Source organism: Rhodococcus quanlei (assembly GCF_055231015.1).
On record NZ_JBUYWD010000004.1, the window covers coordinates 18,443 to 44,300 of the forward strand.

The 25,858-nt window shown below is 63.6% G+C and carries 18 protein-coding genes, 1 tRNA gene and 2 pseudogenes; 10 read left to right on the top strand and 11 right to left on the bottom strand.

The window, feature by feature from the left end; translation table 11 throughout:
• Positions 1-2: 2 nt before the first annotated feature.
• The 7 genes and pseudogenes from ACZI8Q_RS02655 to ACZI8Q_RS02685 form a co-directional block, all read right to left on the bottom strand.
• The gene (locus tag ACZI8Q_RS02655) at positions 3-668 is read right to left on the bottom strand and encodes a hypothetical protein (protein WP_463371955.1); all 666 of its coding nucleotides are present in this window, start codon (positions 666-668) and stop codon (positions 3-5) included.
• A complete protein-coding gene (locus ACZI8Q_RS02660; RefSeq protein WP_463371956.1) occupies positions 661-1,113 on the bottom strand; it encodes an acyl-CoA thioesterase in 453 nt (150 codons plus the stop codon). Before ACZI8Q_RS02660 ends, ACZI8Q_RS02655 begins: the two co-directional genes overlap by 8 nt.
• Positions 1,110-6,061, bottom strand: a pseudogene (locus tag ACZI8Q_RS02665) (NAD-glutamate dehydrogenase). The gene ACZI8Q_RS02660 and the pseudogene ACZI8Q_RS02665 overlap by 4 nt, the downstream one beginning before the upstream one ends.
• Before the next feature lie 96 nt (positions 6,062-6,157).
• A complete protein-coding gene (locus ACZI8Q_RS02670) occupies positions 6,158-6,580 on the bottom strand; it encodes an acyl-CoA thioesterase (RefSeq protein WP_463371957.1) in 423 nt (140 codons plus the stop codon).
• 5 nt (positions 6,581-6,585) lie between these two features.
• Entirely contained in the window at positions 6,586-8,265 is a 1,680-nt protein-coding gene (ettA, locus tag ACZI8Q_RS02675) for an energy-dependent translational throttle protein EttA (RefSeq protein ID WP_463371958.1), read from the bottom strand.
• A gap of 294 nt (positions 8,266-8,559) precedes the next feature.
• Positions 8,560-9,675, bottom strand: coding sequence for a lipase family protein (locus ACZI8Q_RS02680; RefSeq protein WP_463371959.1), 1,116 nt, complete (start codon positions 9,673-9,675; stop codon positions 8,560-8,562).
• A 79-nt stretch (positions 9,676-9,754) separates the two neighbouring features.
• Positions 9,755-11,788: a cytochrome c oxidase assembly protein gene (locus tag ACZI8Q_RS02685; protein WP_463371960.1), complete on the bottom strand. Its 2,034-nt coding sequence runs from the start codon at positions 11,786-11,788 to the stop codon at positions 9,755-9,757.
• A 118-nt stretch (positions 11,789-11,906) separates the two neighbouring features.
• On the opposite strand from ACZI8Q_RS02685, the gene ACZI8Q_RS02690 reads away from it, so the two are divergent.
• The 6 genes from ACZI8Q_RS02690 (at position 11,907) to ACZI8Q_RS02715 (ending at position 17,346) form a co-directional block, all read left to right on the top strand.
• Positions 11,907-11,979 (top strand) — tRNA-Arg (locus ACZI8Q_RS02690).
• A gap of 199 nt (positions 11,980-12,178) precedes the next feature.
• Positions 12,179-12,850, top strand: coding sequence for a DUF6629 family protein (locus ACZI8Q_RS02695; protein WP_463371961.1), 672 nt, complete (start codon positions 12,179-12,181; stop codon positions 12,848-12,850).
• A gap of 26 nt (positions 12,851-12,876) precedes the next feature.
• Positions 12,877-13,404 carry a hypothetical protein gene (locus ACZI8Q_RS02700; protein WP_463371962.1) on the top strand — a complete coding sequence of 176 codons (528 nt, stop codon included), beginning with the start codon at positions 12,877-12,879 and terminating at the stop codon, positions 13,402-13,404.
• A gap of 154 nt (positions 13,405-13,558) precedes the next feature.
• Complete coding sequence (locus ACZI8Q_RS02705; RefSeq protein WP_463371963.1) at positions 13,559-15,058, top strand: PepSY-associated TM helix domain-containing protein; 1,500 nt, start codon at positions 13,559-13,561, stop codon at positions 15,056-15,058.
• 208 nt (positions 15,059-15,266) lie between these two features.
• Complete coding sequence (gene gdhA, locus ACZI8Q_RS02710; RefSeq protein ID WP_463371964.1) at positions 15,267-16,610, top strand: NADP-specific glutamate dehydrogenase; 1,344 nt, start codon at positions 15,267-15,269, stop codon at positions 16,608-16,610.
• Positions 16,611-16,674: 64 nt separating this feature from the next.
• The gene (locus ACZI8Q_RS02715; RefSeq protein WP_463371965.1) at positions 16,675-17,346 is read left to right on the top strand and encodes a spermidine synthase; all 672 of its coding nucleotides are present in this window, start codon (positions 16,675-16,677) and stop codon (positions 17,344-17,346) included.
• Positions 17,347-17,467: 121 nt separating this feature from the next.
• Here the strand turns inward: ACZI8Q_RS02715 and ACZI8Q_RS02720 are convergent.
• The 3 genes and pseudogenes from ACZI8Q_RS02720 to ACZI8Q_RS02730 all read right to left on the bottom strand — a co-directional run.
• A pseudogene (locus ACZI8Q_RS02720) lies at positions 17,468-17,674 on the bottom strand (hypothetical protein); the annotation flags it as partial.
• Between the two features lie 12 nt (positions 17,675-17,686).
• Positions 17,687-18,853 carry a fatty acid desaturase family protein gene (locus ACZI8Q_RS02725; protein ID WP_463371966.1) on the bottom strand — a complete coding sequence of 389 codons (1,167 nt, stop codon included), beginning with the start codon at positions 18,851-18,853 and terminating at the stop codon, positions 17,687-17,689.
• 66 nt (positions 18,854-18,919) lie between these two features.
• Positions 18,920-20,029, bottom strand: coding sequence for a ferredoxin reductase (locus ACZI8Q_RS02730; RefSeq protein WP_463371967.1), 1,110 nt, complete (start codon positions 20,027-20,029; stop codon positions 18,920-18,922).
• A 139-nt stretch (positions 20,030-20,168) separates the two neighbouring features.
• On the opposite strand from ACZI8Q_RS02730, the gene ACZI8Q_RS02735 reads away from it, so the two are divergent.
• Positions 20,169-20,852, top strand: a complete 684-nt coding sequence (locus tag ACZI8Q_RS02735) for a TetR family transcriptional regulator (protein ID WP_463371968.1) — start codon at positions 20,169-20,171, stop codon at positions 20,850-20,852.
• An 80-nt stretch (positions 20,853-20,932) separates the two neighbouring features.
• Complete coding sequence (locus tag ACZI8Q_RS02740) at positions 20,933-21,766, top strand: alpha/beta fold hydrolase (protein WP_463372011.1); 834 nt, start codon at positions 20,933-20,935, stop codon at positions 21,764-21,766.
• A gap of 25 nt (positions 21,767-21,791) precedes the next feature.
• Here the strand turns inward: ACZI8Q_RS02740 and ACZI8Q_RS02745 are convergent, their stop codons facing one another.
• The gene (locus ACZI8Q_RS02745; RefSeq protein WP_463371969.1) at positions 21,792-23,120 is read right to left on the bottom strand and encodes an MFS transporter; all 1,329 of its coding nucleotides are present in this window, start codon (positions 23,118-23,120) and stop codon (positions 21,792-21,794) included.
• Between the two features lie 103 nt (positions 23,121-23,223).
• Between ACZI8Q_RS02745 and ACZI8Q_RS02750 the strand changes: the two genes are divergently transcribed.
• Positions 23,224-23,751, top strand: a complete 528-nt coding sequence (locus tag ACZI8Q_RS02750) for a PadR family transcriptional regulator (RefSeq protein WP_463371970.1) — start codon at positions 23,224-23,226, stop codon at positions 23,749-23,751.
• 71 nt (positions 23,752-23,822) lie between these two features.
• Positions 23,823-25,850 carry an FAD-dependent oxidoreductase gene (locus ACZI8Q_RS02755; protein WP_463371971.1) on the top strand — a complete coding sequence of 676 codons (2,028 nt, stop codon included), beginning with the start codon at positions 23,823-23,825 and terminating at the stop codon, positions 25,848-25,850.
• The last annotated feature ends 8 nt before the right edge of the window (positions 25,851-25,858 follow it).

The following is a 25,858-nucleotide window of genomic DNA, read 5'->3' on the forward strand; positions in this document are numbered from 1 at the left end:
GCTCAACGAACAACACTCAGCGGCAACCCACCGCCTCGCCGGCGGTACACAGATCCGAAACGAGCGTCCATGCGCAGCCAGGCGCGGTGTGCCCGCACCCGCACCACCTCTGCGGGATCGACCGACTCGTCCCGGGCATTGAATCCGGGAACGAAACCCATCGCGCCCAGCGCAAACACCACCCGCATCGGAATCCCGACCTCGACGCCGCTCCCCGACACCGCGAGCACCTCCTGATCGAGTAGCGACGCCGGAGGCCCCTGACTGCTGCCATGGTCCTCGGCCAGCGCCGAACCACGCTGGGCCAGATCGACCAACACGTGTGCGGGCACGTCGTCGACATGCTGGAAACCGTCCATCGGCGGCAGCGATCCTTGCCATGCAGAGTCCATCGAGAATCCGGGGTCGATCTCAGGGCCTGAGGCGCTCTCCAGGATCTGGAGGAGCTGATCCGCCCCGGCCGAAGTGTCGTCCGGTCTGATGGCACCCGCGAAGGATCGCACCGCGAGGACGTCGAACCCCGTCGCCGCCCACACCGTCAGTCGGCCCGGTCCGTGTGCCCGCAGCCGCACGACGGCAGAGTCGTCGAGGTTGACCACCCGTGTCAGGAAATTTCTCAGGTTCGCGCGGTCGTCGTCCTCGGGCAGCGACAAGACGCGCTCATGCACGCTGCCAGCTCTTCAGGTACGTGCTCTCGGCGTCGGTGAGGCGGCGTAGCCGCTGAGTGTCGATGTCGAACGCGGCGATCTGCGTCGACGCGATGATGGACGGCGCGACGGAGACGTCCGCCCCTTTCGGTCGCACCTCGTAGGCGATCGTGAAATCGACGGCACGAACCTTTTCGACCCACATCAGGACGTCGAGTGGAGTGTCACTGTGCCGCAATTGACCCCGGTATCGCACGTGCAGGTCGGCGATCACCGCACCCTCACGGAGAGTCATGGTCGGGCGATCGTCCTCGAACAGCCAGGGAATGCGGGCCTCCTCGAGAAGAGTCACCATCCGCGCGTGATTGATGTGCTGGAAGGCGTCCATGTCGGACCATCGCACCTCGACCTCGGAGTGGAATCCCACCAGCTCGTCCGCATTGCCACCCTGCACAGTTTCGCTCAACGTCCTACCTCCGATCGGGTGCCATTCCCGACACCATGCTCCGCACCTGACGCGCTGCCACCGACAGCGTTGCAAGGTCAAGGGTTCCAGACTCGAATATCTCGGTGAGCGCGGACCTCGCCCTGGCAAGCCGGGAAGCGTTCGTCGACTCCCAATCTTCGATCTTCTCCTGGGGGGATTCGTGTGGTTCGCCACCCGCCAGCACCTCCATGGTCAGCTGACGCAGCGAACCATACAGATCGTCCCGCAGTGCAAGTCGGGCCAACGAGTGCCAACGGTCGCCACGCGCCAGACCGGACACCGCGGTGAGCAACCAATCCACCCCGATGTGAGCATCCATCGCGAAGTAGAGTTCGGCTACCTCGTCGACGTCGCGCTCGGCGATGTCGGCTATGTCGCTGACGTCGAGTAGGCAGAACTGATCGAGTAGGAAGTACACCTGCGACACCAACTCTGCCGGTGCGCCGAGTGCAATCGCTGCCCGTGATCGAGCGCCGAGGTCGTCGCGCTGGTGCCCACGTATCCAGTCCGTCACCTTCGGGGCGAGATGTCTCAGATCCGAGGAGTACCTGGCGATCTCGGCGCCCACTGCGATGGGTTGTGGGCGATTCTGCAGCAGCCAGCGCGACGCCCGATCCAGCAGACGGCACGATTCGAAGATCAACTGGTCCTCGACAGTCGAGTCCAGTCCCGCACCTCGGACTCGGGCCCACAGGTCGGGCAGACCGAATATCTCGGTGACGGCGGCGTAGGCTCGGATCGCGTCGGTGGTGCTCGCCCCTGCATCCTCGGCCAACCGGTACGCGAACGTGATTCCGCCGTTGTCGATGGTCTCGTTGGCGAGCATGGTCGCAACGATCTGGCGGCGCAACGGATGCTTCTTGATCTCCGAGCGAAATTCCCGACGCAATCTCGATGGAAAATAAAGCGGCAGTCGCGGAGCGAACGTGTCGCTGTCGGGTAGTCCCGTCGCCAACAGGTCGTCCTTGAGGGCCAGCTTGACGTGCGCGATCAGGGTGGCGAGTTCCGGTGACGTCAGACCGTGTTCCGCTTGTCGTCGGCGAACGAGTTCCTCGTCGGTGGGGAGTGCTTCGAGTTCGCGATCCAGTCCTCGGACCGCAACGAGTTCGTCGATCTGCCGGCGGTGCACACTCGACATCTGTGGGGCGCTTCGGCGCGAAACACCGAGCAGATTGTTCTGAGCGATATTGTCCGCCAATACGAGGTCGGCCACCTCGTCGGTCATCGACGCCAGCAACGGATTGCGGTCGTCCGCATCGAGTCGGCCACTCGCGACCAGAGCATCGAGCAAGATCTTGATGTTCACCTCGTGGTCTGAGCAGTCGACGCCCGCCGAGTTGTCGATCGCATCGGTGTTGATGCGCCCACCACACTGACTGAACTCGATACGCCCACGGGACGTGACGCCGAGGTTGCCACCTTCGCCGACCACCCGCACCCGCAACTCGGTGGCGTCGACCCGCACCGCGTCGTTGCCCTTGTCCCCCACGTCCGCATTCGTCTCCGCGGATGCCTTCACGTAGGTGCCGATCCCACCGTTCCAGAGCAGGTCCACCGGGGCCCGAAGAATCGCCTGTACGAGTTCGGGCGGAGACAGTTCCGTCACCGAGTCCTCGAGACCGAGCGCGCTGCGTGCGGCAGCGCTGATCGGAACCGATTTTCGAGTCTTCTCCCACACCCCGCCACCCGCACTGATCAGGCTGGTGTCGTAATCGGCCCAGGAGGACCGGGGCAATGCGAACATGCGTGAGCGTTCCGCGAAAGACGATGCCGCAACAGGTTCCGGGTCCAGGAATATGTGGCGATGGTCGAACGCCGCGACGAGCCGTATGTGAGGGCTCAGCAGCATACCGTTGCCGAACACGTCGCCACTCATGTCGCCTACACCTACGACCGTGAACTCCTCGGTCTGCGTGTCGACGCCCATCTCGCGAAAATGGCGTTTCACGCTTTCCCACGCGCCGCGTGCCGTGATGCCCATCTTCTTGTGGTCGTAACCCGCGGACCCCCCGGAGGCAAACGCATCCCCGAGCCAGAATTCGTACTGCTGCGCAACCGAGTTCGCCAGATCGGAGAAACTCGCCGTCCCCTTGTCCGCAGCGACGACCAGATAGCGGTCGTCACCGTCCCTACGCACCACGCGCCGTGGCGGTGCGATCTCACCGGAGGCTGGATCGACGTTGTCCGTGACGTCGAGCAGTCCCGAAATGAACGCCCGATAACAGGTCTTGCCGGCCTCGAGCGCAGCCTTGCGGTCGGCAACCGCATCTCCGGTGGGCGCTGGTGGTGACTTCACCACGAATCCACCCTTTGCGCCCACCGGCACGATCACGGCGTTCTTCACCGCTTGCGCCTTCGCGAGACCAAGGATCTCGGTGCGGAAATCCTCCCGGCGCTCCGACCAGCGCAGTCCTCCACGCGCAACCGTCCCGAAGCGCAGGTGCACGCCCTCGACTTCCGGTGAGTACACGAATATCTCGAACTGCGGCCGCGGTTTGGGCAGTTCCTGGACCCGGCTGGGATCGAGTTTGATCGACAGGCAGCCGAGAGCGTCGCCTTTGCCCGCGCCGACGAAATAATTGGTACGCAGAGTCGCTTGTATCAGTCCGAACAGTCCACGCAAGATGCGGTCCGCGTCGAGACTGACAACCTTGTCGATGGCAGTGTGCAACTGGTTCTCCAACTCGGCTACTCGAGTGCGACCGGGCCGAACGCGATCGGACGACTCGGGATCGAACGCCGTGGGGTCGAACGCCGTGGGGTCGAACGCCGTGGGGTCGAACATTGCCTCGAAAAGGGTCACCAAGGCACACGTCGTCTCCGGGTGCGCCAACGCCACACCCTCGATGTGGAACTGACTGTACGGAAAACCCGCCTGACGCAGGTATTTTGCGTACGCCCGCAGGATCACGGCCTGGCGCCAGGTGAGTCCGGCACGCAGCACCAACTCGTTGAACCTGTCCGCCTCGGCCTTCCCTTGCCACACGGCGGCGAATGTCTCGTTGAACCGTGTCTGCACCCCGCGCTCGCCTACGGATGGTGCCGTCTCGCCGTCTGCCAGTGCCGCGTCGAGATCACCTCCCGTAGACGAAACCCGCACGTCGATCGGGACGGCAAGCCCGAAATCGTATATCCAGCAAGTGAAGTCGTCGGGTCGACGAATGAAGTACGGACGTTCGTCGAGTACCTCGACACCGAGGCTCTGCAAAACGGGCAACACGTCGCTCAGTGACACACTCTCACCGCCGATGTACAGCGTGAAGCGCCACCTACCCTTCTCTTCGTTCGGATCCCGATACAGCAGCAGATCGATGGCGCCTTCGGTCAGTGGCTCTATGCGTCCAATGTCCGACAATGCTCGGGCGGCATCGAAATCTTCCTTGTATCCGTCCGGCAGCGCGTCCGCGTACCGCTGCGTCAATGCCGGTTCCACATCGGGAAGAGTCGAAACAAGATCTCCCAACCTGTCGTCCCACGTGCGGCCCGCTTCCGCGAGCAACTCCTGCACTCTCAGACGGTTCGCATCCGACACGTCGGCCCGCGCATGCTGGCGGTCAGCCGACTTCCGGATGGTGACATGTAACAGCGCCAGGTCCGATTCGGTGACACGTGCAGTGTACTCCAAAATACCATTCCCGAACTCGCGCAACACGATTCGTTGCATCGCAAGTCTGGATCGAGTGTTGTACCGGTCGCGAGGCAAGTAGATGAGGCAGGAGACGAAACGCCCGAACTGATCCTCGCGGACGAAAAGGCGAACCCGGCGCCTGAGCCCGATGTTGTGTACCGCCTTCGCAACGTCGAGCAAGGTGTCGGCATCGTTGGAGAACAGTTCGGCACGGGGGAACGACTGGATCACTTCGAGCATCGCCTGTCCCGAATAGGACGCAATGTCGAAGCCGGCCCTCTCGATGACCGTCCGCACCCGCCGTTCGATGACCGGAATGTCGAGAACGCTGTCATGCAATGCGGTGACCGTGAACACTCCGAGAAATCGGTGCTCACCGATGATGGCGCCATCCTCGTCCAAGATACTGACGCCGACGAAGTACGGGTAGGCCGAGCGGTGCACGGTAGCCGGGAACGATCCTTGGGTCAGGAGCAGAAACGGGCGGTCCGGATTCTCCGCGGCCGGCGGCAACCCCAGTTGCCGGCCGTTGTTTCCATCGGTACGCAGCATTCCGAGGTCGCTGCCAGGGACGACCTGCTGGGTTCGCTCCCCGGACGAATCCGGCTCGCCGAGTTCGTAGCGCCGGTATCCGAGGATCGCATAGTGCCCGTCTGCCATCCATCTGAGCAGCGCTGCGCAATCGGTCAATTCCTCGCTGCGCGACGACCCCACTGCAGCGTCCTCGAGTGTGCGAGCAACCTCGAACTCCAGTGCACGCATGGCATCGGTGTCCATCACCACCTGACGCACATCACGAAGAACTTTCTCGGTCGCCAGGCTCAGCCCGTCGAGGTCCGAATCGGCGGTACGCCTGTCGAGTTGCACATGAATCCACGATTCGAGGGCGGTACCCGGTTCGTGTCCGCCCGTCAGAACGTTCGTCAACGAACCGCTCGCGTCGCGCTTCACGGCGAGAATCGGATGTACGAACTCGCTGATGTTCAGGCCGCGGCGAGTGAGCAGCGCCGTCACGGATTCGACGAGCAACGGCATGTCCTCCACGACGATCTGGAGGGCGGGGCCGCAGGCACTGCCCGACCGGTGAACCGCAATTGCAGGTTCACCGGCCACGCGATGCGCGGCCAATCTCAGGTGGGCCGCCAGAACGTCGCCCGCGAACTCACTGATCGCACTCGTGCCGTCGTCTTCGTCGACATGACGAAAGTACGCAGCCGCCAGATCCGACGCCCGCTCTCGCAGGTGCGGAGGCAACTCGTTCGCCCACTCACCCACCTCGACAGACCTCGTCCGTGTCATGGTGGCTCACTTCCCTCGAGATACAGATCACCGCGGCCCACTCTCCTCGAGAGTAGCCGCGGTGATCCGACACAAGTGGGAACTTCGGTGGTCAGTTCAGAGGGCAGGCTCCGTGACCAGGTTGCGCGTCAGCATCGCACGCTCGGCGTCCGACAAGGGACGGGACTTCTCCGAGTGTGGGTCGAACGCCACGAGAACTGCGTCGCCTGCGGCGCAGATCTCGCCATTCCGGTCCTTGACGACGTGACGCATCGTGTACGACGACCGTCCCAGATGGAGCACGCACACCTCGACCGACAGCGGACCCGACGAATCGGTGGCCGGGCGCAGGTATTCGATGTCCATCTTGCGCACGACCATGGCATGGGGGCGCTCCCCCTCGATTTCCATTTCGTGGGTGAAGAACAGGATCCGCGCTTCCTGCATGTACTCGACGTAGCGGGCGTTGTTGATATGCCCGAGCCGGTCACTGTCGCCCCAACGAACCTGAATCTCGCAGGAGAACACCTGATCTGGCACGGCGCTCAGTCTCTCGTCAGCTTGCGGTGCGTCACCCGGTGCGGTCGGGCTGCGTCGGGGCCGAGACGCTCGACCTTGTTGGCCTCGTAGCCCTCGAAGTTGCCCTCGTACCAGTACCAAGCAGCCTCGTTGTCACCGAAGCCACCTTCCCACGCCAGGATGTGGGTACAGGTGCGGTCCAGGAACCATCGGTCGTGAGAAATCACGACGGCGCAGCCGGGGAACTGCTCGAGAGCGTTCTCCAGCGAACCCAAGGTTTCGACGTCGAGATCGTTGGTCGGCTCGTCGAGCAGGATCAGGTTTCCGCCCTGCTTGAGCGTCATCGCCAGGTTGAGGCGGTTGCGCTCACCACCGGAGAGCACACCGGACGGCTTCTGCTGATCGGCACCCTTGAATCCGAACGAGCTGATGTAAGCACGTGAGGGCATTTCGGTCTGACCGACCTGGATGTAGTCGAGCCCGTCGGACACGACCTCCCACACCGACTTCTCGGGGTCGATGCCGGCACGGTTCTGGTCGACGTAGCTGAGCTCGACCGTCTGGCCGACCTTGACCTCACCGGCATCCGGCTCTTCCAGGCCGACGATCGTCTTGAACAGCGTGGTCTTACCGACACCGTTGGGGCCGATGACGCCGACGATTCCGTTACGGGGCAGCGTGAACGACAGGTCCTTGATCAGTACGCGGCCGTCGAAGCCCTTGTCGAGATTCGACACCTCGACCACTACGTCACCGAGACGCGGCGGCGCAGGAATCTGGATTTCCTCGAAGTCGAGCTTGCGGGTCTTCTCGGCCTCGGCTGCCATTTCCTCGTACCGGCCGAGGCGGGCCTTGTTCTTGGCCTGACGGGCCTTGGCACCCGAACGCACCCAGGCGAGCTCTTCCTTGAGACGCTTCTGCAGCTTCTGGTCCTTCTTGCCGGCCACCTCGAGACGTTCGGCCTTCTGCTCCAGGTAGGTGGAGTAGTTGCCCTCGTACGGGTACAGGCGACCGCGGTCGACCTCGCAGATCCATTGCGCCACGTGATCGAGGAAGTACCGGTCGTGAGTGACAGCGAGGATGGCGCCTGGGTAGGCGGCCAGGTGCTGCTCGAGCCACAGCACCGACTCGGCGTCGAGGTGGTTGGTGGGCTCGTCGAGCAGGAGCAGATCGGGCTTGCTGAGCAGCAGCTTGCACAGGGCGACGCGGCGCTTCTCACCACCTGAAAGATGGGTGACCATTTCTTCCGGCGGCGGGCAACGCAACGCGTCCATCGCCTGTTCGAGCTGCGAGTCGATCTCCCAAGCGTCGGCGTGGTCGAGCTTCTCCTGAAGCTCGCCCATCTCCTCCATCAGCTCGTCGGAGTAGTCGGTGGCCATGAGCTCGGCGATTTCGTTGTAGCGCTTGAGCTGGACCATCGTCTCGCCCAGGCCCTCTTCGACGTTCTCGCGCACAGTCTTGGTCTCGTCGAGATGTGGCTCCTGCATGAGAATCCCGACCGAAGCGCCGGGGGCGAGGAACGCCTCACCGTTACCCGGCTGATCCAGACCCGCCATGATCTTGAGAATGCTGGACTTACCCGCACCGTTCGGTCCGACCACACCGATCTTGGCGCCGGGGTAGAAGCTCATCGTGACGTCATCGAGGATGACCTTGTCACCGTGCGCCTTACGCACCTTCTTCATCGTGTAAATGAACTCAGCCACGCTGAAAGTCTCCTAGCTGGGGTTTCTGGCCTTCGACCTGCGGAATTGTTCGTCAATCCCCCGCAAGTCACCTGGGATTCTGGTTATCGATGTTAGCCGGTACAGCAAATCGGCTCCCGAAGCAGCAGCAACACCACTCGGGAGCCTCGGGCACAACGACGACACCGCCATGAACCGTTCTCGGCAGTCTATCCGCACCCCGCCGACGATCCGCGAAGCGTCGGCTTCCCGACAGTAGGAACAACCTTCTTCATCAGCTCGTTCCAGCATCTTCGACAGCTCTCGAAACCCGCCTCAGCGCATCGCGGCGGCCACGAACGGTGTCGAATCGGGAAGAGATGCGGCCATTGTCGGACTGTGACCGGTCGGATAAGTCCGGTACGTCACATCGGTGCCACCGGCCTGCAGCTGAGGAACCAAGGCAAAAGACAGCGGCGCGGGTACCACCGTGTCGGTGAGCCCTTGGCCGATGAACAGCGGACGGTCGTAGCCGCTGGTGGGAACTGCCAGGTAGTCGGTGATGGCTGTGCGAAACTCTGGGGTGTCGAGCGATCGCGACAACAGTTCCCCTACCGACACACCCGCCACGCGCTCCTTCTGCGGGTAGTAGCACAGCGTCTGCGCGGCATCGACGAGTTCGCGCCCCAACGGCGTGAGGTAGCTGTTCACATCGAGCTGAGGCGCCACCTCCCGCAGACCTGCGAGGATGTAAGTGGTGAAGACGGTCAGACCGTCGAGTCCGATTTCCGGAAAAGCAGGGTCACCGTAGGGAAAAAGGTGTTCGAGATTCGATGGTGCACCCGTGGTCACCGCACCACGAAAATCCAGCTCCGGCGCATGGGTCGTCGCCTCGTGCGCAGCGTTCAGTGCGGCGTGCCCACCCTGTGATTGTCCGATAGCCATCCAGGTGGTCGACAACGAGGGAACCGCGGCCACGCCGGCGCGCACCATGTCGATCACACTGTGAGCCGCGACGTCACTGTCGAGATAGGTGTGCAGGCCCGGGGTTCCGAGCCCGACGTAATCGGTAGCGACCACCGCATAGCCTTGCGACAACCAGTGGGACAGGTAGTCGGAGTCTCGTGGCGTTCTCGGCAGTGTGGACGGCGCACAGTCGTCACCCAGGCCCACGGTCCCGTGCGCCCACGACAGGACCGGCCACCCGCCTTCCGGGGCGACGCCTTCCGGGACGAACACCGCACCGGTGCTCGTGGCGGGTTGTTGATCGATTCCCAGGGTGTTGTAGGTCAGCCGATACGCCGCGGCCGCTCCGGGTATGGACAACTCGGCGGGCAACTGTTCGGTGTGAGTAACCGTCCCGGGCACTGCGTCGACCGGTGCAGCGTGCGCAAGACTCGGAGCCACCCCCACCGTCAGCGCAGCAACCAGAACCATCAACGTGCGGCGCATCTACTTTTCTCCCGACTTCGAACTCTGAACGAGTGCACAGCAACCTACAGGGAAGCCGGCCTGCCTGTACACAAATCGTTCATTCGCCCCGTTCGCGGTCGCGGCGCGCCAACTCCGCGAACATCGCGTTGTGCGCCGCCAACTCGGCATCGTCGTCACGGTCCGCCGCCCGGTCCACTCGGCGGGCCGTGCGGTCGTCGCTGCGGGACCATTGAATGAGCAATGCGAGCATCACCAGCACGAGGGGGATCTCGCCGGTCGCCCACGCGATACTGCCGCCGAGTTGCTGGTCACCGATCAGGTCGTCGTTCCACCCCAAGCCGAGCGAACGATAGTACGACTCCCCCATGACCGTGCCCATGCTCATCAGGGCAATACCGAAGAAGGCGTGGAAAGGCAGCGACCCGAACACCATCGCGAGCTTCGTCACCGGCTGAAGCGGACGAGGCGAAGGGTCGACACCGATCGCCACCCAGTAGAAAAGATACCCGGTTACCAGGAAATGCAGATTCATCAGGACGTGGGCCGCGTGGTTGTCGGCTACCGCGTCGAAGATGCCGCCGAGGTAGAGCGCGTAGAAGCCGCCGACGAACAGCACAGCGGCAACGATCGGGTGGGTGAGGAATCGGGACACCCGGCTGTGCAAAGCGGTGAGCAGCCATTCGCGCAATCCAGGTACGCCGTCCTTTCCGGCAGGTTCGAGCGAACGCAAAGCCAGCGTCACCGGGGCGCCAAGGACGAGCAGGACCGGCACCAGCATCGACAACGCCATGTGGGCACCCATGTGCACACTGAACACCGCAGGCGAGTACTTGCCCACGCCCGAGGACGTCGCGATGAGGAGAACCACGCATCCCGACATCCACGCGATCGTGCGCCCGACCGGCCAGGAATCGCCCCGGCGACGCAACTTCCGCAGGCCCACCAGATACAGGCCCGCCAGGAGGATCGCCGCGGTGCCGAAGATCAGGTCGAAGCGCCACTCCGTGACGAACGCTCCGAACGAGGGTGGGGCGGACAGGTTGTACCCGAGTTCGACCTCCGGCACCGACGGGACCGAGGCCGGCGGCGGCGGAGGCGTACGCCCCAGACCGACAGCCAGGCCGATCGTAGCGGCGAAGAGCATCACCTCCGCACCGGCGAAACGAATCAGTGCGCTGCGACTGGTCGGATCTGCCGCGAGCGCCGGCAGCGAACTGCGCCGCTGCGCCCAGCCGAGCAATCCGAGGAGGACGAGGGCAACGGTTTTGGCCACCACCAGCTGCCCATAGGTGGTGGTGAACACATCGCTCAACGGCAATCGGACCAGCGCGTTCACGACACCGCTCACCGCCATCACCGCGAAGCACACCCCAGCCACGGTCGAGAACCGTCTGGCGGCGACATCGGTATACGCGCCTCGGCGGCGAGCGTGTGCGAGAAGCGCGAACAGTCCACCTGCCCACAGCGAGGCCGCGACCAGGTGCAGGATCAGGCTGTTGGTCGCGACGTCGTGCGCACCACCCGAGGACGAATGCCCGGTGAGCGCGAGCGGCATCAGGCCGCCTAGCCCGATCAGCAGAAGGATCGGCGCCCACCACCACCTGAGCGCGAACCGCGCGAGAATCGCGAGCACGACCGCGATGAGGGCGGTCCATCGCCACGCGCCGGCCAACTCGACTTGGTCGATCGAATTCAGTACGTTCTGCGGTTTCATCGCTTCGGTGAACGGCTGACCCGATGCTTCCGACAGCGTCAGAGGCACCAGCACCAAGGCGCAGGCCGCCCACACCATCGCAGCGTTCGAAGCCGTCCGAGCGGCACGGTAGCCGTCGACGTCGAGAACACCAGACTTCTGCGGCGGCACGAAGAACGCGGCGAGCAACAACGACCCGATGGCCACCACAGCGGCAATCTCTCCCAGCGCGCGAACTGCCGGAAGACCGTATGTGGTGACGGGACCGGGGTCCGGTATTCCGAGCAGCACCAGCGCCTCGGCGGCCGACAACCCGACCACGATTGCGGCGACCATCGCGGACACAAGCCCCGCGACGACGAAGAGTGCAGTGGAGGGGGTGCGCGCGGAGGTTACCGGTTGTTGCACCTCGGCCGAGGCCGTCGAGGGTGTTGCCATACATTCAAGAGTAGGACCTACGACGCACTGTAGAAGACGCGCATCCCTCGTGCAGCCATCCGGCGCACCTGATGCCATCGCCGGGCCCCGACCGCGATACGGGTAGCATTCGCAACGCGCCTCCGTAGCTCAGGGGATAGAGCAATGGCCTTCTAATCCATTGGTCGCAGGTTCGAATCCTGCCGGGGGCACTCTGTGACATTGCCGTCCTCCGGACGGGTGTGGACATTGCCGTCCTCCGGACGGGTGTGGACATTGCCGTCCTCCGGACGGGTGTGGACATTGCCGTCCTCCGGCGGGTGTGCGCCAGCGTGAGGGTTGGAAAGCGTTTCACGCAGGCGTACTCACAAACCGCAGGTCAGTGCGACAATGGAGCTGATGTGCTTTTCGATGACCGCCGATCTCGTCGTGGGCGCGGCACTGGTTCCGGTTGCCGCACTGTCTCTACGTGAAGTCAAGCATCCTCGTGAGTTACCGTTCGCGTTGTTGCCGGCGGTGTTCTCCGCGCACCAGTTCGTCGAAGCAGTGGTGTGGGCTGGACACGAAGGCGACGTATCCGCCGGAGTCACAGATGCGGCCGTGCTCGCGTATCTCCTCGTCGCCATGCCACTGTTACCGACGCTGTTACCGCTGTCCGTCCTGTTGCTCGAGCCCCGCGGTGCGCGCCTGCGGGTCGCGCCGTTCGTATTGCTCGGTGCGCTCGTCTCGGCGTATCTCGCGTTCGCCCTCCTGACCAACCCGGTCGGGGTGACCGTGTATCCGCACGCACTGAGCTATCAGACCGGAATTCGGAACGGCGGCGTGTGGGCCGTTTTCTACGTCATCTCGGTCATCGGGCCTGCGCTGATGTCGGGTTATCCGTCCATAGTCGCGTTCGGGGCGCTCAATCTCATTGGACTGAGCGTCGTCGGCCTGATCTACACGCAATCGTTCGCATCACTGTGGTGCATCTACGCCGCCGCAGCATCCGTGCTCGTGCTGCTGCACATGGTGCGTCGTAGACGGCTTCCCGATCCCCATCGACTCCGCGGAGTCCCACTCCTGCCATCGGCGCCTCACTGAGTATCCACCAGGGATATCATTTCCTGGTGAACTCACGGCCAGGCCTCGTCGCGCGATTGCGCGGCTGTGCCGTGGGCTCACTGTCCGGTGGTGTGAGCATCGCGGCGCACGGCATCGGTGGCGCCGGCGCGCCCAGTGACGGAGCGATCGTGCTTCTCCTACTCGCGTGCGCTGCATTCGGGACCTCGGTCGGCTCCGTTCGGTTTCGCAGCGCCCAACTCCCCTTTCTGTTCGGGATCCTCGCGGCAGGCCAGGCAGTGGGTCACACAACTCTGTCCTTGGCCTCCGACCACACGCACAGCGCGCTGCCCTCGGGTCCGATGCTGTCGGCACACGCTGCTGCTCTGATCGTGACGGCGATCCTCGTCCTCGCAACCGAGACCGCCGCGACTCGTGTACTGGCGGCACTCGTTCGAGTAGTGCTGACCGCGATCAGGCCGTACCCCGTCGGAATCGACCTGTGGTCCGCGACTCCGGTGTATCGCTCGAACGTCTCGTGTTCTCTCCTCTCGACAGCGTCGGCAGGCACCCGCGGCCCTCCCTTGTTCGCCTGAATCTCACCTCTCCTCCCGTCCTGTGTGACCACGCACGGGATCGGCGGCATTCCCTTACGCCGCACACCTTGCTCGTGCCGCGGCGCTCATCCCCCGAGTTCGTCGGCGCTGCCGGCGCGCGTTCTCGGCCGGAATCGAATCGAGCTTCAAACGTATGTCCGTACCCGAACTCGAGCGCGACAAGACCGAACCGCGCTCGACAACGTCCACCCCCACGAAGCGATCCAGGCCTTCGTTCAGTCTCCGCCCACTCTTGATGAGAATGCATTTCTACGCGGGCATTCTGGTCGCACCGTTCCTCGTGCTCGCCACCATCAGTGGCGGCCTCTACGCAGTGGCGCCGACGATCGAGCAGATCCTCTATCGTGACTATCTCCACGTCGACACCACCGGTCCAGCCGTCCCGGTCTCCGAACAGGTACGCGCCGCACAGGACGTTCGCCCCGATCTCACCGTGACCGCGGTGCGTCCGGCAGTAGAACCGGGCGAGAGCACCAGAGTCCTGTTCGACGACCCCAGCCTCGGTGAGTCCGAGCGCCTCGCTGTGTTCGTCGATCCCGCCACCGCACAGACCCGTGGCGAACTCGTCATGTACGGCAGCGGCGGCGCACTGCCGGTGCGCACCTGGATCTCTCGACTGCATCGGAACCTGCACCTCGGTGAGCCCGGCCGGATCTACAGCGAGCTCGCTGCGTCGTGGCTGTGGGTCATCGCACTCGGCGGGGTGTATCTGTGGGCTGCTCGGTACCGCGCCAATCGTCGTCGTGACCGCGAAACCGCCAGATTCCTCACACTCGACCGGAGTGCTACCGGGCGCCCCCGAACACTGAGCTGGCACGGTGTCGCCGGGATCTGGATCGCGGTGGGCTTGGTGTTCTTGTCCGCCACCGGGTTGACGTGGTCGAAGTACGCGGGCGAGAACGTCGGCACTCTTCGCTCGGCGCTGAGTTGGACCACACCGGCCCTGAATACGGATCTTGATACGGGTCTCTCGCCAACCACATCCGCTTCAGGCGGCGGTCACGAAGGTCACGGCGCTCATGGCGGTACAGCGTCCGACGCGGTCACCGATCACACGATGCATCAGGCCGCGGTCACGAATGTCGACTCGGTTCTCGCGACTGCCCGTTCTCACGGAGTGAGCGGCGCGGTCGAGGTTTCCATTCCAATGACTACCGACACCGCCTTCGAGGTCGCGCAAACACGGCAGCCGTGGCAGTTCACCCCCGATTCGATCGCGATCGACGGTAGAAGCGGCGCGGTCACCGACGTCTCTCTGTTCGCCGACTGGCCGCTCGCGGCCAAACTGACATCGTGGGGCATCGCACTGCACATGGGCATTCTGTTCGGACTCATGAGCCAGATCGCCCTCGTCGTGCTGGCAGTGGCACTTCTGTCCGTCATCGTCCGCGGTTACGTGTTGTGGTGGCGGCGGCGGCCGAAACGAAAGCCCCGCGCACTGGGCAAGGCCCCGAGCCGCGGAGCTTGGCGACGGGCCGACCCGGCACTGCTGATCGCGGTAGCGGTGCTCACGATCGGGGTCGGCTGGTTCGTACCGTTGCTCGGCCTGAGCCTGCTGGCCTTCCTGGGCGTGGACTCAGCACTCGCAGCGGCCTCACGATCCAGAAAGATCACCTCGCCGACCGTTCGATAAGCCGCGAATTCGCGGCTTACCTCGCATATCACAGGCGGGTTCACGTTGCGGTCGTCGCACTGTTGATCCCCGCCTAGGTGTCGGCCTGAATCTCTCGACGTGAATCTTCTCTCGTCCGATTCGCACACCCGAGGTACACGTCACTGGGTTTCCTGTGGTTATGTGAACTTGGTGTTACAGAATCCTCACAGGAACAGGCAGGTGTGCGGTGTCCGTACGTGACCGCGTGGAAGAAATCTACAAGCAGGTCCTCGACCGCAATGCCGGCGAGCCGGAGTTTCATCAGGCGGTCGCCGAGGTATTCGATTCGTTGCGTGTAGTCACAGACGTACAGCCCGAGTACGCAGACGCCGGACTCATCGACCGTCTCTGCGAGCCCGAGCGCCAGATCATCTTCCGTGTGCCGTGGACGGACGACAACGGCCAAGTGCACGTCAACCGTGGTTTCCGCGTGCAATACAACAGCGTCCTCGGCCCCTACAAGGGCGGACTGCGATTCCACCCCAGCGTCAACCTGGGCATCGTCAAGTTCCTGGGCTTCGAGCAGATCTTCAAGAACGCACTCACCGGCCTGCCCATCGGCGGCGGCAAAGGTGGCTCCGACTTCGACCCCAAGGGCCGGTCCGATGCCGAGATCATGCGCTTTTGCCAGTCCTTCATGACCGAACTTCACCGTCATGTCGGGGAGTACACGGATGTTCCCGCCGGAGACATCGGGGTGGGCGGACGCGAAATCGGATACCTCTTCGGTCAGTACAAGCGCCTCACCAACTCATACGAATCGGGAGTACTCACCGGCAAGGGCATCACGTGGGGTGGCTCGCAGGTTCGTCGCGAGGCCACCGGGTACGGCGTGGCCTATTTCGTCGCCGAAATGCTGAAGGCATCGCGCAATGGTCTGGCCGACAAGAGGGTCGTTGTCTCCGGGTCCGGCAACGTCGCGATCTATGCGATCGAGAAGGTGCAGCAACTGGGCGGCACCCCCATCGCCTGCTCGGATTCCTCCGGCTACGTCGTGGACGAAAAAGGTATCGACCTCGATTTGCTCAAAGACATAAAAGAAGTCCGGCGTGGTCGCATCAGCGAATACGCAGACAAGGTGCAACACGCGACCTTCGTCGATTCCGGCTCGATCTGGGACGTACCCTGCGACGTCGCGCTCCCCTGCGCTACCCAGAACGAGCTCGACGAGGACGGTGCGAGATCTCTCGTGAAGAACGGCGTCATCGCCGTCGCCGAGGGTGCGAACATGCCCACCACACCGCAGGGCATTCAGGTGTTCCGCAGTGCAGGCATTTCCTTCGCGCCAGGTAAGGCAGCGAATGCCGGCGGCGTTGCAACGTCGGCACTCGAGATGCAGCAGAACGCATCTCGCGACTCGTGGAGTTTCGACTACACCGATGAACGCCTCGCTGCCATCATGCGGGGAATCCATCAGCGCACCGTCGACACCGCGCAAGAGTACGGTCTCGACGGCGACTACGTGCACGGCGCGAACATAGCCGGGTTCGTGAAGGTCGCGAACGCCATGATCGCTCTGGGAGTCATCTGATCCACTCCACACGCGCATCCCGCGATTTGCCGAACCACGGGCTTGTCGATGCATCATGGCGGGCATGGACTTCGCCACGATCGCACGCGCCGAGTCCGAGCGCGGCGAACTGATACTGCGGGAGCGACGAGGGGACGACGGAACCGTCCTCGAGTTGCGTGCCAACGGAATCTTCGTGATGGACACGCTCGAGACCAGCACCGAGCGGGCTCTCGCCACGGTGGCGCTCGCGACGGTCGAAAGCCCTCGCAGCGTCCTGGTCGGCGGCCTCGGCCTCGGCTTCACCATGAACGAGGTTCTCGCCGACGAGCGGGTGGAAGCGTGCACTGTCGTCGAGATCGAACCGGCGCTGGTGAACTGGATGGACGACGGCACCGTCCCACACGGACCGAGCATGTTGTCCGACCCGCGCCTGGCCATCGATGTCGCAGACGTGGCGGATGTGCTCGAGCAGGCGCCGAACTCCTCCTACGACCTCGTGGTGCTCGACGTGGACAACGGCCCCGGATATCTCGTGCACGACTCGAATCGGTCGCTATATCACCCCGACCTGCTGTCCGAGGCTCGTGACGCTCTGCGGGCAGGTGGCGCACTGACCGTATGGTCCGCGGCCGAGGCGCCCGAACTCGAGACATCCCTCGCGGAGGTGTTCGAGGACGTGATTGCGCACCCGCTCGAAGTAAACCTTCAAGGTCACCAGGACAACTACTGGCTCTACGAAGCGCGGATCGCCTGACCCGTCACTCCTGACTGGAGGTGCCACCCGGCTCGGTGCCCGAATCCCGGGCGGGCTCGTCGGCATCGATCACCACGCCGTTCTCGTCACTGTCGGCCTTCTCGTCACTGTCGGCCTTCTCGTCACTGTCGGCCTTCTCGTCACTGTCGGCCTTCGCCTTTTCCGCCGCATCACGCATCTCGATTCCGTCCGAAATCCAGTCACCGATCTCATGGGTGACGTCGCGGACGGCCCCCGTGATGATCGTCGCGATCCGGCCCACATGAGTGGCCGTGGATTCTGTCATCTCCTGGACAGTGTCCTTACGCCGCTCGAACTTCCCCACCATGTCGAACACCTCTCAGGACGCGGACTTCTCACGCTCGACGATAACACCGGGCACGGCGTCCGACCGGGTGAGGCCGGGCGGCAAAGCAAGCGCGAAAATCTTGCGCCACACGGAGCCGATCTGAGAGAAGAACCCCCCGGTGTTGTACGGGAGCGAGTACTTCTCACACAGCGCCCTCACCTCGGGCGCCATCTGCGGGTACCGATGCGCCGGAACGTCCGGGAACAAATGGTGCTCGATCTGGTGCGACAAATTGCCGGACATGATGTGGAACAGTTCACTGCCCTCGATGTTCGCCGAGCCGAGCATTTGACGGACATACCATTGGCCGCGCGTCTCCTCTGCCGTTTCCTCCTCGGTGAACGTCTGCACGCCGGTCGGGAAGTGACCGCAGAAGATGATCGAGTAAGTCCACACGTTGCGGATGAGGTTCGCACCCACGTTGCCCACCAGGGTCGACACGAAGAACGGCCCGGTCAGTACCGGGAAGACGACGTAGTCCTTGAGGACCTGCCGGCCGGCCTTGCGCCACCAACCCTTCGCGAGTGGTTTGACGTCCTCCCACTTCCGCTTACCCTGCACGACGTTCTCGGCTTCGAGGTCGTGCAGCATCACACCCCACTCGAAGAACACCATCAAGAGAAGTGCCCACACCGGATTTCCGAGGTAGTAGGGATTCCACTTCTGGCCCTCGTCCATGCGCAGAATGCCGTATCCGATGTCACGATCGCGTCCGAGGATGTTGGTGTAGGTGTGGTGCATGTAATTGTGGGAATGCTTCCACTGGTCGGCCGGGCAGACCGTATCCCACTCGAATACACGGGAATTCAACCCCGGCTCACGCATCCAGTCGTACTGGCCGTGCATGACGTTGTGGCCGATCTCCATGTTGTCGAGGATCTTCGACAGTCCGAGTGCACCCACGCCTGCCAGCCAGGCCGGCGGTACGAACGGTAGATACATCAGTGCGCGACCGGCAACCTCGAGGCCGCGCTGCGCTTTGATGACCTTGTAGATGTATTCACGATCTTCCGCGCCGAGGTCGGCCACGACGCGGTCACGAAGCGCATCGAGGTCGCGCCCCAACGCCTCCACCTGGTCATAGGCCAGCACGAGCGGCGGCTGCGGTGCAGATTCTTTCCGGTCGTCGAGAAAGGGAAGAAACGATAGTCCGAACATGTCGACCTCCAGGTCGTTGAAATACGGAACGTTGGTATGCGAGCGCGGTCAGATGTCCACCGCGTGTCAGATGTCCACGGTCACGTCGCCGACCGGGACCGAAACGCACAGCTGAATCTTCTTGTCGGGCTCGACATCCGTCTCGCCGGTACGTGCATTCTTCGTGCACCCGGACGTCTTGGTGGCGGTACACGAGAAGCAGATCCCCATGCGGCAGCCGTATTCCGGCGTCAGGCCAGCGGACTCGGCCTGCTCGAGTAGGGTCTCGCCGCCGTTCTCGACACCCACACCGCTTTTGGCGAAGGTGAGGGTGCCGCCCGCCTCACCGTCACGCACGGGTTCCGCCGGGGCGAACTCTTCGGTGTGCAGACGACTTTCGATGCCGAGCGAGCGGTACAGCTCGCGCACCCCGCGCATCAGGCCGGGCGGGCCGCACAGGTAGGTCTCGCCGTCCGCGAACCACGGAGCCACCGCATCCAAATGATGCCTCCCGAAGAATCCGTGCAGGTGCCCCTCGTTCGTGTCGCCGGTGTATGCGTACACGACGTTCACGTTCGGGTTCTCGTCGGCAATCTCATCCAACCGAGCTCGATACGCAACATCATTTTCGGTGAACGCATAGTGCAGAAAAGTGACTCCGCCGGTGTGCCCCTCGTCGACGAGAGTGCGTAGCATCGCAATCATCGGAGTGATTCCACTGCCGCCACTGAGGAGAACCAACTGGCGCGGACGCGGCGACGGAAGCACGAAATCGCCTTGCGCCTGAGACAGGCTGACCATCATTCCCGGCTCGGCGTCGGTGCGCAGATGCCCCGACACCAACCCGTCGGCGTGCGCCTTGATCGTGAGTTCGATGGGGTTGTCACGCCGCCGATCGGAACCTGCCGGCGAATAGCATCGAGTGTGTCGGACACCGTCGATAACCACGCCCACCTGTACATACTGCCCTGCGGTGAACCCCCGCCACTGTCTGGTCGGCCGAATCGTCAGGGTGACGGTGTCCGGCGTGGAGCGAACCACGGACTCCACCCTGCCTCGCAGATCCCGAACAGTGGTCATGGGATCCACCAATTCCAGGTAACGGTCGAGGGAGTGCGGTGTCGCCATCGCCTCGAGCAGAGTCACCCATGTGAACCGACGTCGCAACCCGCCGCGACGACTGTCGATCGTGGCCACCCCAAACCTCCTCATTTTCAGTGTACATCTGTACACCGGTAATAGTGTGACACGTCGACACAGGAACCTGTCAACCCGAGGCAAATGTGATGTGGGTCGCGTTTTATCGAGGCCGACCCGCGGGCCTAGACTCGGCCAGGTGAACAGGACGGACCGTGCCGACTCCCAGCCCGAGAGCCGCGCCGCACGCAAGGAACGCACCCGGCAGGCCCTCCTGGATGGCACGCTCGGCCTGCTCTCCGACCGCACCTTTGCCAGCCTCAGCCTTCGCGAGGTCGCGCGCACAGCCGATATCGTCCCCACGGCGTTCTACCGTCATTTCGCCTCGCTCGACGACCTGGGCGTCGTGCTTGTCGAAGAAAGCATGCGAGTGCTCCGGCAGATGCTGCGCGACGCGCGACGCAGCAACACACACCGCAATCAGGGCACCAAGTCCGCTGGAGACTCGCTCGACATACTGGTCCGGCAGGTCCGTTCCCATGAAGCGCAGTTCAGGTTCCTCAGCCGCGAGCGTTATGGCGGCGTCCCCGAACTGCGACGTGCAATCGGACTCGAAATGCGATTGTTCGTCAGCGAACTCACTGTCGACCTGTCACGGATGCCCGGCCTCGAGACCTGGCCGACCGACGATCTCGAAATGTCTGCCGACCTCATCGTGTCGGCGATGTTCTCGACCGTGGTCGACCTTCTCGAAGCGAACCGCCCCAACGGCCGCACCGAGGAGGACGTCATCGAACGTGCCGAGAAGCAGTTGCGACTGGTGATGCTGGGAATGAGTTCGTGGAAGTCCCCACGATCTGACTCGAACGACATCATTTCCTGACCCGAAATCCGTAACCTTGGCGCATGACCGATCATCGCGATGAGTTCGAGTCCCATCCGCACGACGCCGACGCTTACGAAATGCCACCTGTCCAGATCACTGTGGGAGATCTGACATTCGACGTCGCCGTCTGGGGGCCACGAACCGGGACACCGATCGTCCTGCTGCACGGCTTTCCCGAAACCGCGGCATCGTGGTGCGGCGTCGCAGACCGCCTCGCCGACGCCGGCATGCGGGTGTATGCACCGAATCAGCGCGGATACTCCTCCGGCGCCCGCCCCGATGGTGTCGATGCATATCGAACGGAACTGCTCGGCGCAGACATCGTCGGACTGCTCGATGCCCTCGACATCCCGACGACGCATCTCGTCGGTCACGATTGGGGTGCCGTCGTCGCCTGGACCGTGGCCGCCCGCCACCCGAGTCGGGTCACGTCGCTCACCGCGGTGTCCATCCCCCACCCCGCCGCGTTCGGTCGGGCCGTGCGTGAGGATCCAGACCAGCGACAACGTTCGTCGTACTTCACGCTTTTCCGACAAGAAGGCAAAGCCGAGCACGTACTCCAGAAGGACGATTCACACGCCCTGCGCAGTTTGTTCGGAGAAGCGGTACCGTCGGATCTGATCCAGGCGCACGTCGACCTACTGAGCGAGCCAGGGGCACTCACGGCGGCGCTGAACTGGTACCGCGCGATGTCCGCAGACATGGAACAGTTGCCTGCGATCACGGTGCCCACCACCTACGTATGGAGCACAGGCGACCTCGCTATGGGTCGTGCCGGCGCCGAAAGATGCAGCGAATTCGTCGACGCACCCTACGAGTTTCTGATTCTCGACGATGCAACGCACTGGATACCGGAGGAACGTCCCCGCGAACTGGCGGACGCGGTGCTTTCGCGCGCGGGCCTGCGCTGAGTTCGGCGCGGACACTCCGGCCGCATCACCTTTCGCCCACAACCAGCGTTCGTTCCGGCGCCCGTACTGCTGCCAGCGCCGCCAAGCCCGACGCGAGGACGATCAGGAGCCCCACGATCCCGGCTCGGTCGGCACCGAACCACCAGGCGAAGAAGCCGAACAATGTCGGCGCCAGAAACGACACCGCGCGCCCGGTCGTCGCATAGAGACCGAACATCTGCCCCTCACGACCTGCCGGGGTGAGCCGCGCCAAGAACGTACGGGAGGAAGCCTGCGCGGGGCCGACGAACAGGCACAGCGCAAGACCGAGAATCCAGAACATCACCGGCCCCGAGACCGCCATCAAAGCGATACCGACGACGATCATCGACACCAGCGAGAACACGATCACAGGCTTCGGGCCGATCCGGTCGTCGAACCGGCCGGCTGCCAGCGCACCCAGGGCCGCAATGACGTTCGCGGCGACACCGAACAACAACACGTCCGCTGCGGCGATTCCATAGACGTTCACCGCGAGCACCGCGCCGAAGGTGAACACCCCCGCCAGCCCGTCACGAAACAACGCGCTGGCGATCAAGAAGTGCACGGTACGGCGGTCCTCGTTCCAGAGATCACGAAGATCGCTCCACAGCTCGCGATACGCGCCGAGGAAGCCTGATTTCTCGGCGCCCTGATCGGTCTCGGTCGACGGTAGTTCCGGGACCCTGAACAACACCGGAATGCTGAACGCCGCAAACCAAACTGCCGCAACCAGGGCAACCATTCGGATGTTCAGTCCACCGTCGGTGGTCAGCCCGAGGAACCCGCGGGTATCACCGTCACCGGCGATGAACCCGAAGTAGCACAGCAGCAAGAGTACGATGCCGCCGAAATACCCCATTGCCCAACCGAAACCGGAGACCCTGCCGATGTTCTCCGGCGTGGAGACCTGACGAAGCATCGCGTTGTACGGCACATTGGCCAGCTCGAAGATCACCGAGGCCGCGGCAAGGAGCACAAGCCCCAACCACAGGTATTGGTACTGGTCGCGGACGAAGGACATCCCCGCCATGGCGCCCACGGTTGCGAGAGTGAGCACCCCCAACGCCCATTTGCGACGCCCGGCCGCATCGAAGCGCTGCCCTGCCACCGGTGCTGTTACCGCGATCACGAAGCCGGCGATCCCGAGCGCCCACCCCAGCAATGAACTGGCCGACACACTGCCCGGCAGGTCGTCCCCCACGGCATCGGTGAGATACACCGAGAAGACGAAGGTGAGGATCACCGCGTTGAACGCTGCGGAACCCCAGTCCCACAACCCCCAGGCCATCACCTGTTTGCGTGCGGTGGCAACCCCGATCACCTCTGAGCTCATGGCGGGAGCCTAGACGCTCGATGCACACTCTGCGGCGTAGATCGCGTCGACGTGCTCAATGCACCTAGTTGCATACGCACCACGTTGCATAGATACTGGGCGCGTGGCCCTCGAACACGCACTTCTCGTATCACTGTCGGAGCAGGCCGGCTCCGGTTACGAACTCGCTCGCCGGTTCGACAAATCCATCGGCTTCTTCTGGAGCGCCAGCCACCAACAGATCTACCGCGTCCTCAAGCGCATGGAGAGCTCCGACTGGGTGGTCGGCGAAACCGTCGTCCAGGATGGGCGCCCCGACAAGATCGTGTACGACGTCAGCGATCAGGGCCGCGAAGAACTCCGCCGATGGATCGCCGAACCCGCACCGGTCTCTCACCTTCGTGAGGATCTGGGGGTCAAACTCCGCGGAGCCTCCCTCGGCGACCTCGAATCGTTGCGGGCCGAGTTTCGCCGGCATCGCGACGAACACGAGCAACGCCTGGAGGTGTACCGACTCATCCAGAAGCGCGACTTCCCCGACCCCACGAGCTTGTCGGGTGTGCATCTGCATCAGTACCTGGTATTGCGCGCCGGATTCCGCATCGAAGAAGGTTTCTCGGATTGGTGCCAGGAAGTCCTCGAAGCCCTGTGACGAAGTCATCTACAGCCCGTGACGCCTCGTACCCCAGCTTCGCACCGAACATTTCAGCGAAAGGTCTCGACGTGACCAACCCCTACCCCGCATTACTCTCGCCACTCGACCTCGGATTCACCACTCTGAACAACCGCGTGATCATGGGTTCGATGCATACCGGTCTCGAGGACCGTGCCAAGAACATTCCCCGCCTTGCCGCCTACTTCGCCGAACGTGCCCGCGGCGGAGTCGGACTGATCGTGACCGGTGGCTACGCTCCGAACCGCACAGGCTGGCTGGTCCCCTTCGGCGCCAAACTCACCAACCGGATCGAAGCCCGCCGCCATCGCGCAATCACCGATGCCGTTCACGCGGCCGGCGGCAAGATTGCGCTGCAAATTCTGCATGCCGGCCGGTACAGTTACCAGCCGCTGAGCGTCTCCGCGTCGTCGATCAAGGCGCCCATCAACCCGTTCCGCCCGCGCGCGCTCACCGATCGTGGTGTCCGCTGGCAGATCCGCAACTTCGTCCGGTGCGCCCGTCTGGCCAAGTCCGCCGGGTACGACGGAGTCGAGATCATGGGTGGCGAAGGCTATTTCATCAACCAGTTTCTGTGCACCCGCACGAACAAGCGCACCGACCGGTGGGGTGGTTCTGCGGAGAACCGCCGTCGTATCGCCGTGGAGATTGCCCGGCGTACCCGCGCCGCCGTGGGCGACGAGTTCATCATTTCTTTCCGGCTGTCCATGGCCGACCTCGTCGAGGGTGGCCAGACCTGGGACGAAATCGTCGCTCTCGCCACAGAACTCGAGGCTGCCGGTGTCACGATCATCAACACCGATATCGGCTGGCACGAGTCGCGCGTGCCGACGATCGTCACGTCCGTTCCTCGTGCAGCGTTCGCAGACATCACCGGCAAACTCGAGAAGCACGTCGACATCCCGGTTGTTGCATCGAACCGGATCAACATGCCGGAAACGGCAGAAGAAATCCTCGACCGCGGTGACGCGCAACTGATTTCCATGGCACGGCCGATTCTCGCCGATCCCGAGTGGGTCGCGAAAGCCGAAGCCGACGCCGCCGACGAAATCAACACGTGCATCGCCTGCAACCAGGCGTGCCTCGACCACGCCTTCGTGAACAAGCATGTCTCGTGCCTGCTCAACCCCAGAGCAGGACGGGAAACCGAACTCGTGCTGTCGCCGACCCGGCGCACCAAGAACGTCGCGGTCGTCGGTGCCGGACCGGCGGGTCTGTCCGCTGCCTTGAACCTTGCAGAGCGCGGTCATTCCGTCACCCTGTTCGAGGCCGACTCCGAGATCGGTGGACAGTTCGGTATCGCGAAGCGCATCCCAGGCAAGGAAGAGTTCTCCGAAACCATCCGCTACTACCAGCGTCGCCTCGCGCGTGAAGGCGTGGATGTGCGCCTCGACACCCGAGTGAGCGCCCACGATGTGGTCGGAAACTACGACGAGGTCGTCCTCGCCACCGGTGTCACCCCGCGCGTGCCGGCCATTCCCGGCATCGACCATCCGAGCGTTCTCACCTACCCGGAGGTCGTCCGCGACGGCAAGCCGGTCGGAGAATCCGTCGCCGTCATCGGCGCCGGCGGCATCGGTGTCGACGTCAGCGAATTCCTGACCACCGAGGCCTCCCCCGCCCTCGACCTGAAGGAATGGAAGCAGGAATGGGGTGTCACCGAACCCGAAACCGCCCCGGGCGCACTCACGACTCCCGTCCCGCAGAAGTCCCCACGCGAGGTCTACCTCCTGCAGCGCAAGCCCGGACGTATCGGTGCCGGGCTCGCCAAGACCACAGGCTGGGTCCACCGTGCCGCACTCAAGGCCAAGGGCGTTCACGAACTGTCCGGCGTCAATTACGAGCGGATCGACGACGAAGGTCTGCACATCACCTTCGGCGAGAACCGTGAGAAGCCACGCACACTTGCCGTGGACAACATCGTGATCTGCGCAGGGCAGGAATCGGTGCGCGATCTGGTGGACGAACTGACCACCGCCGGTGTCGTCACCCATGTGATCGGCGGCGCAGACGTGGCCTCCGAACTCGACGCCAAACGCGCCATCGAGCAGGGCACCCGACTGGCTGCCGCCATCTGAGGTATTAC

Excerpts from the sequence above, each read along its gene's own strand:
- ACZI8Q_RS02745 (WP_463371969.1), bottom strand. The coding sequence starts at position 23,120 with ATGAGCTCAGAGGTGATCGGGGTTGCCACCGCACGCAAACAGGTGATG.
- ACZI8Q_RS02705 (WP_463371963.1), top strand. The coding sequence starts at position 13,559 with ATGTCCGTACCCGAACTCGAGCGCGACAAGACCGAACCGCGCTCGACA.
- ACZI8Q_RS02680 (WP_463371959.1), bottom strand. The coding sequence starts at position 9,675 with ATGCGCCGCACGTTGATGGTTCTGGTTGCTGCGCTGACGGTGGGGGTG.
- ACZI8Q_RS02715 (WP_463371965.1), top strand. The coding sequence starts at position 16,675 with ATGGACTTCGCCACGATCGCACGCGCCGAGTCCGAGCGCGGCGAACTG.
- ACZI8Q_RS02695 (WP_463371961.1), top strand. The coding sequence starts at position 12,179 with ATGACCGCCGATCTCGTCGTGGGCGCGGCACTGGTTCCGGTTGCCGCA.
- ACZI8Q_RS02725 (WP_463371966.1), bottom strand. The coding sequence starts at position 18,853 with ATGTTCGGACTATCGTTTCTTCCCTTTCTCGACGACCGGAAAGAATCT.
- ACZI8Q_RS02685 (WP_463371960.1), bottom strand. The coding sequence starts at position 11,788 with ATGGCAACACCCTCGACGGCCTCGGCCGAGGTGCAACAACCGGTAACC.
- ACZI8Q_RS02740 (WP_463372011.1), top strand. The coding sequence starts at position 20,933 with ATGCCACCTGTCCAGATCACTGTGGGAGATCTGACATTCGACGTCGCC.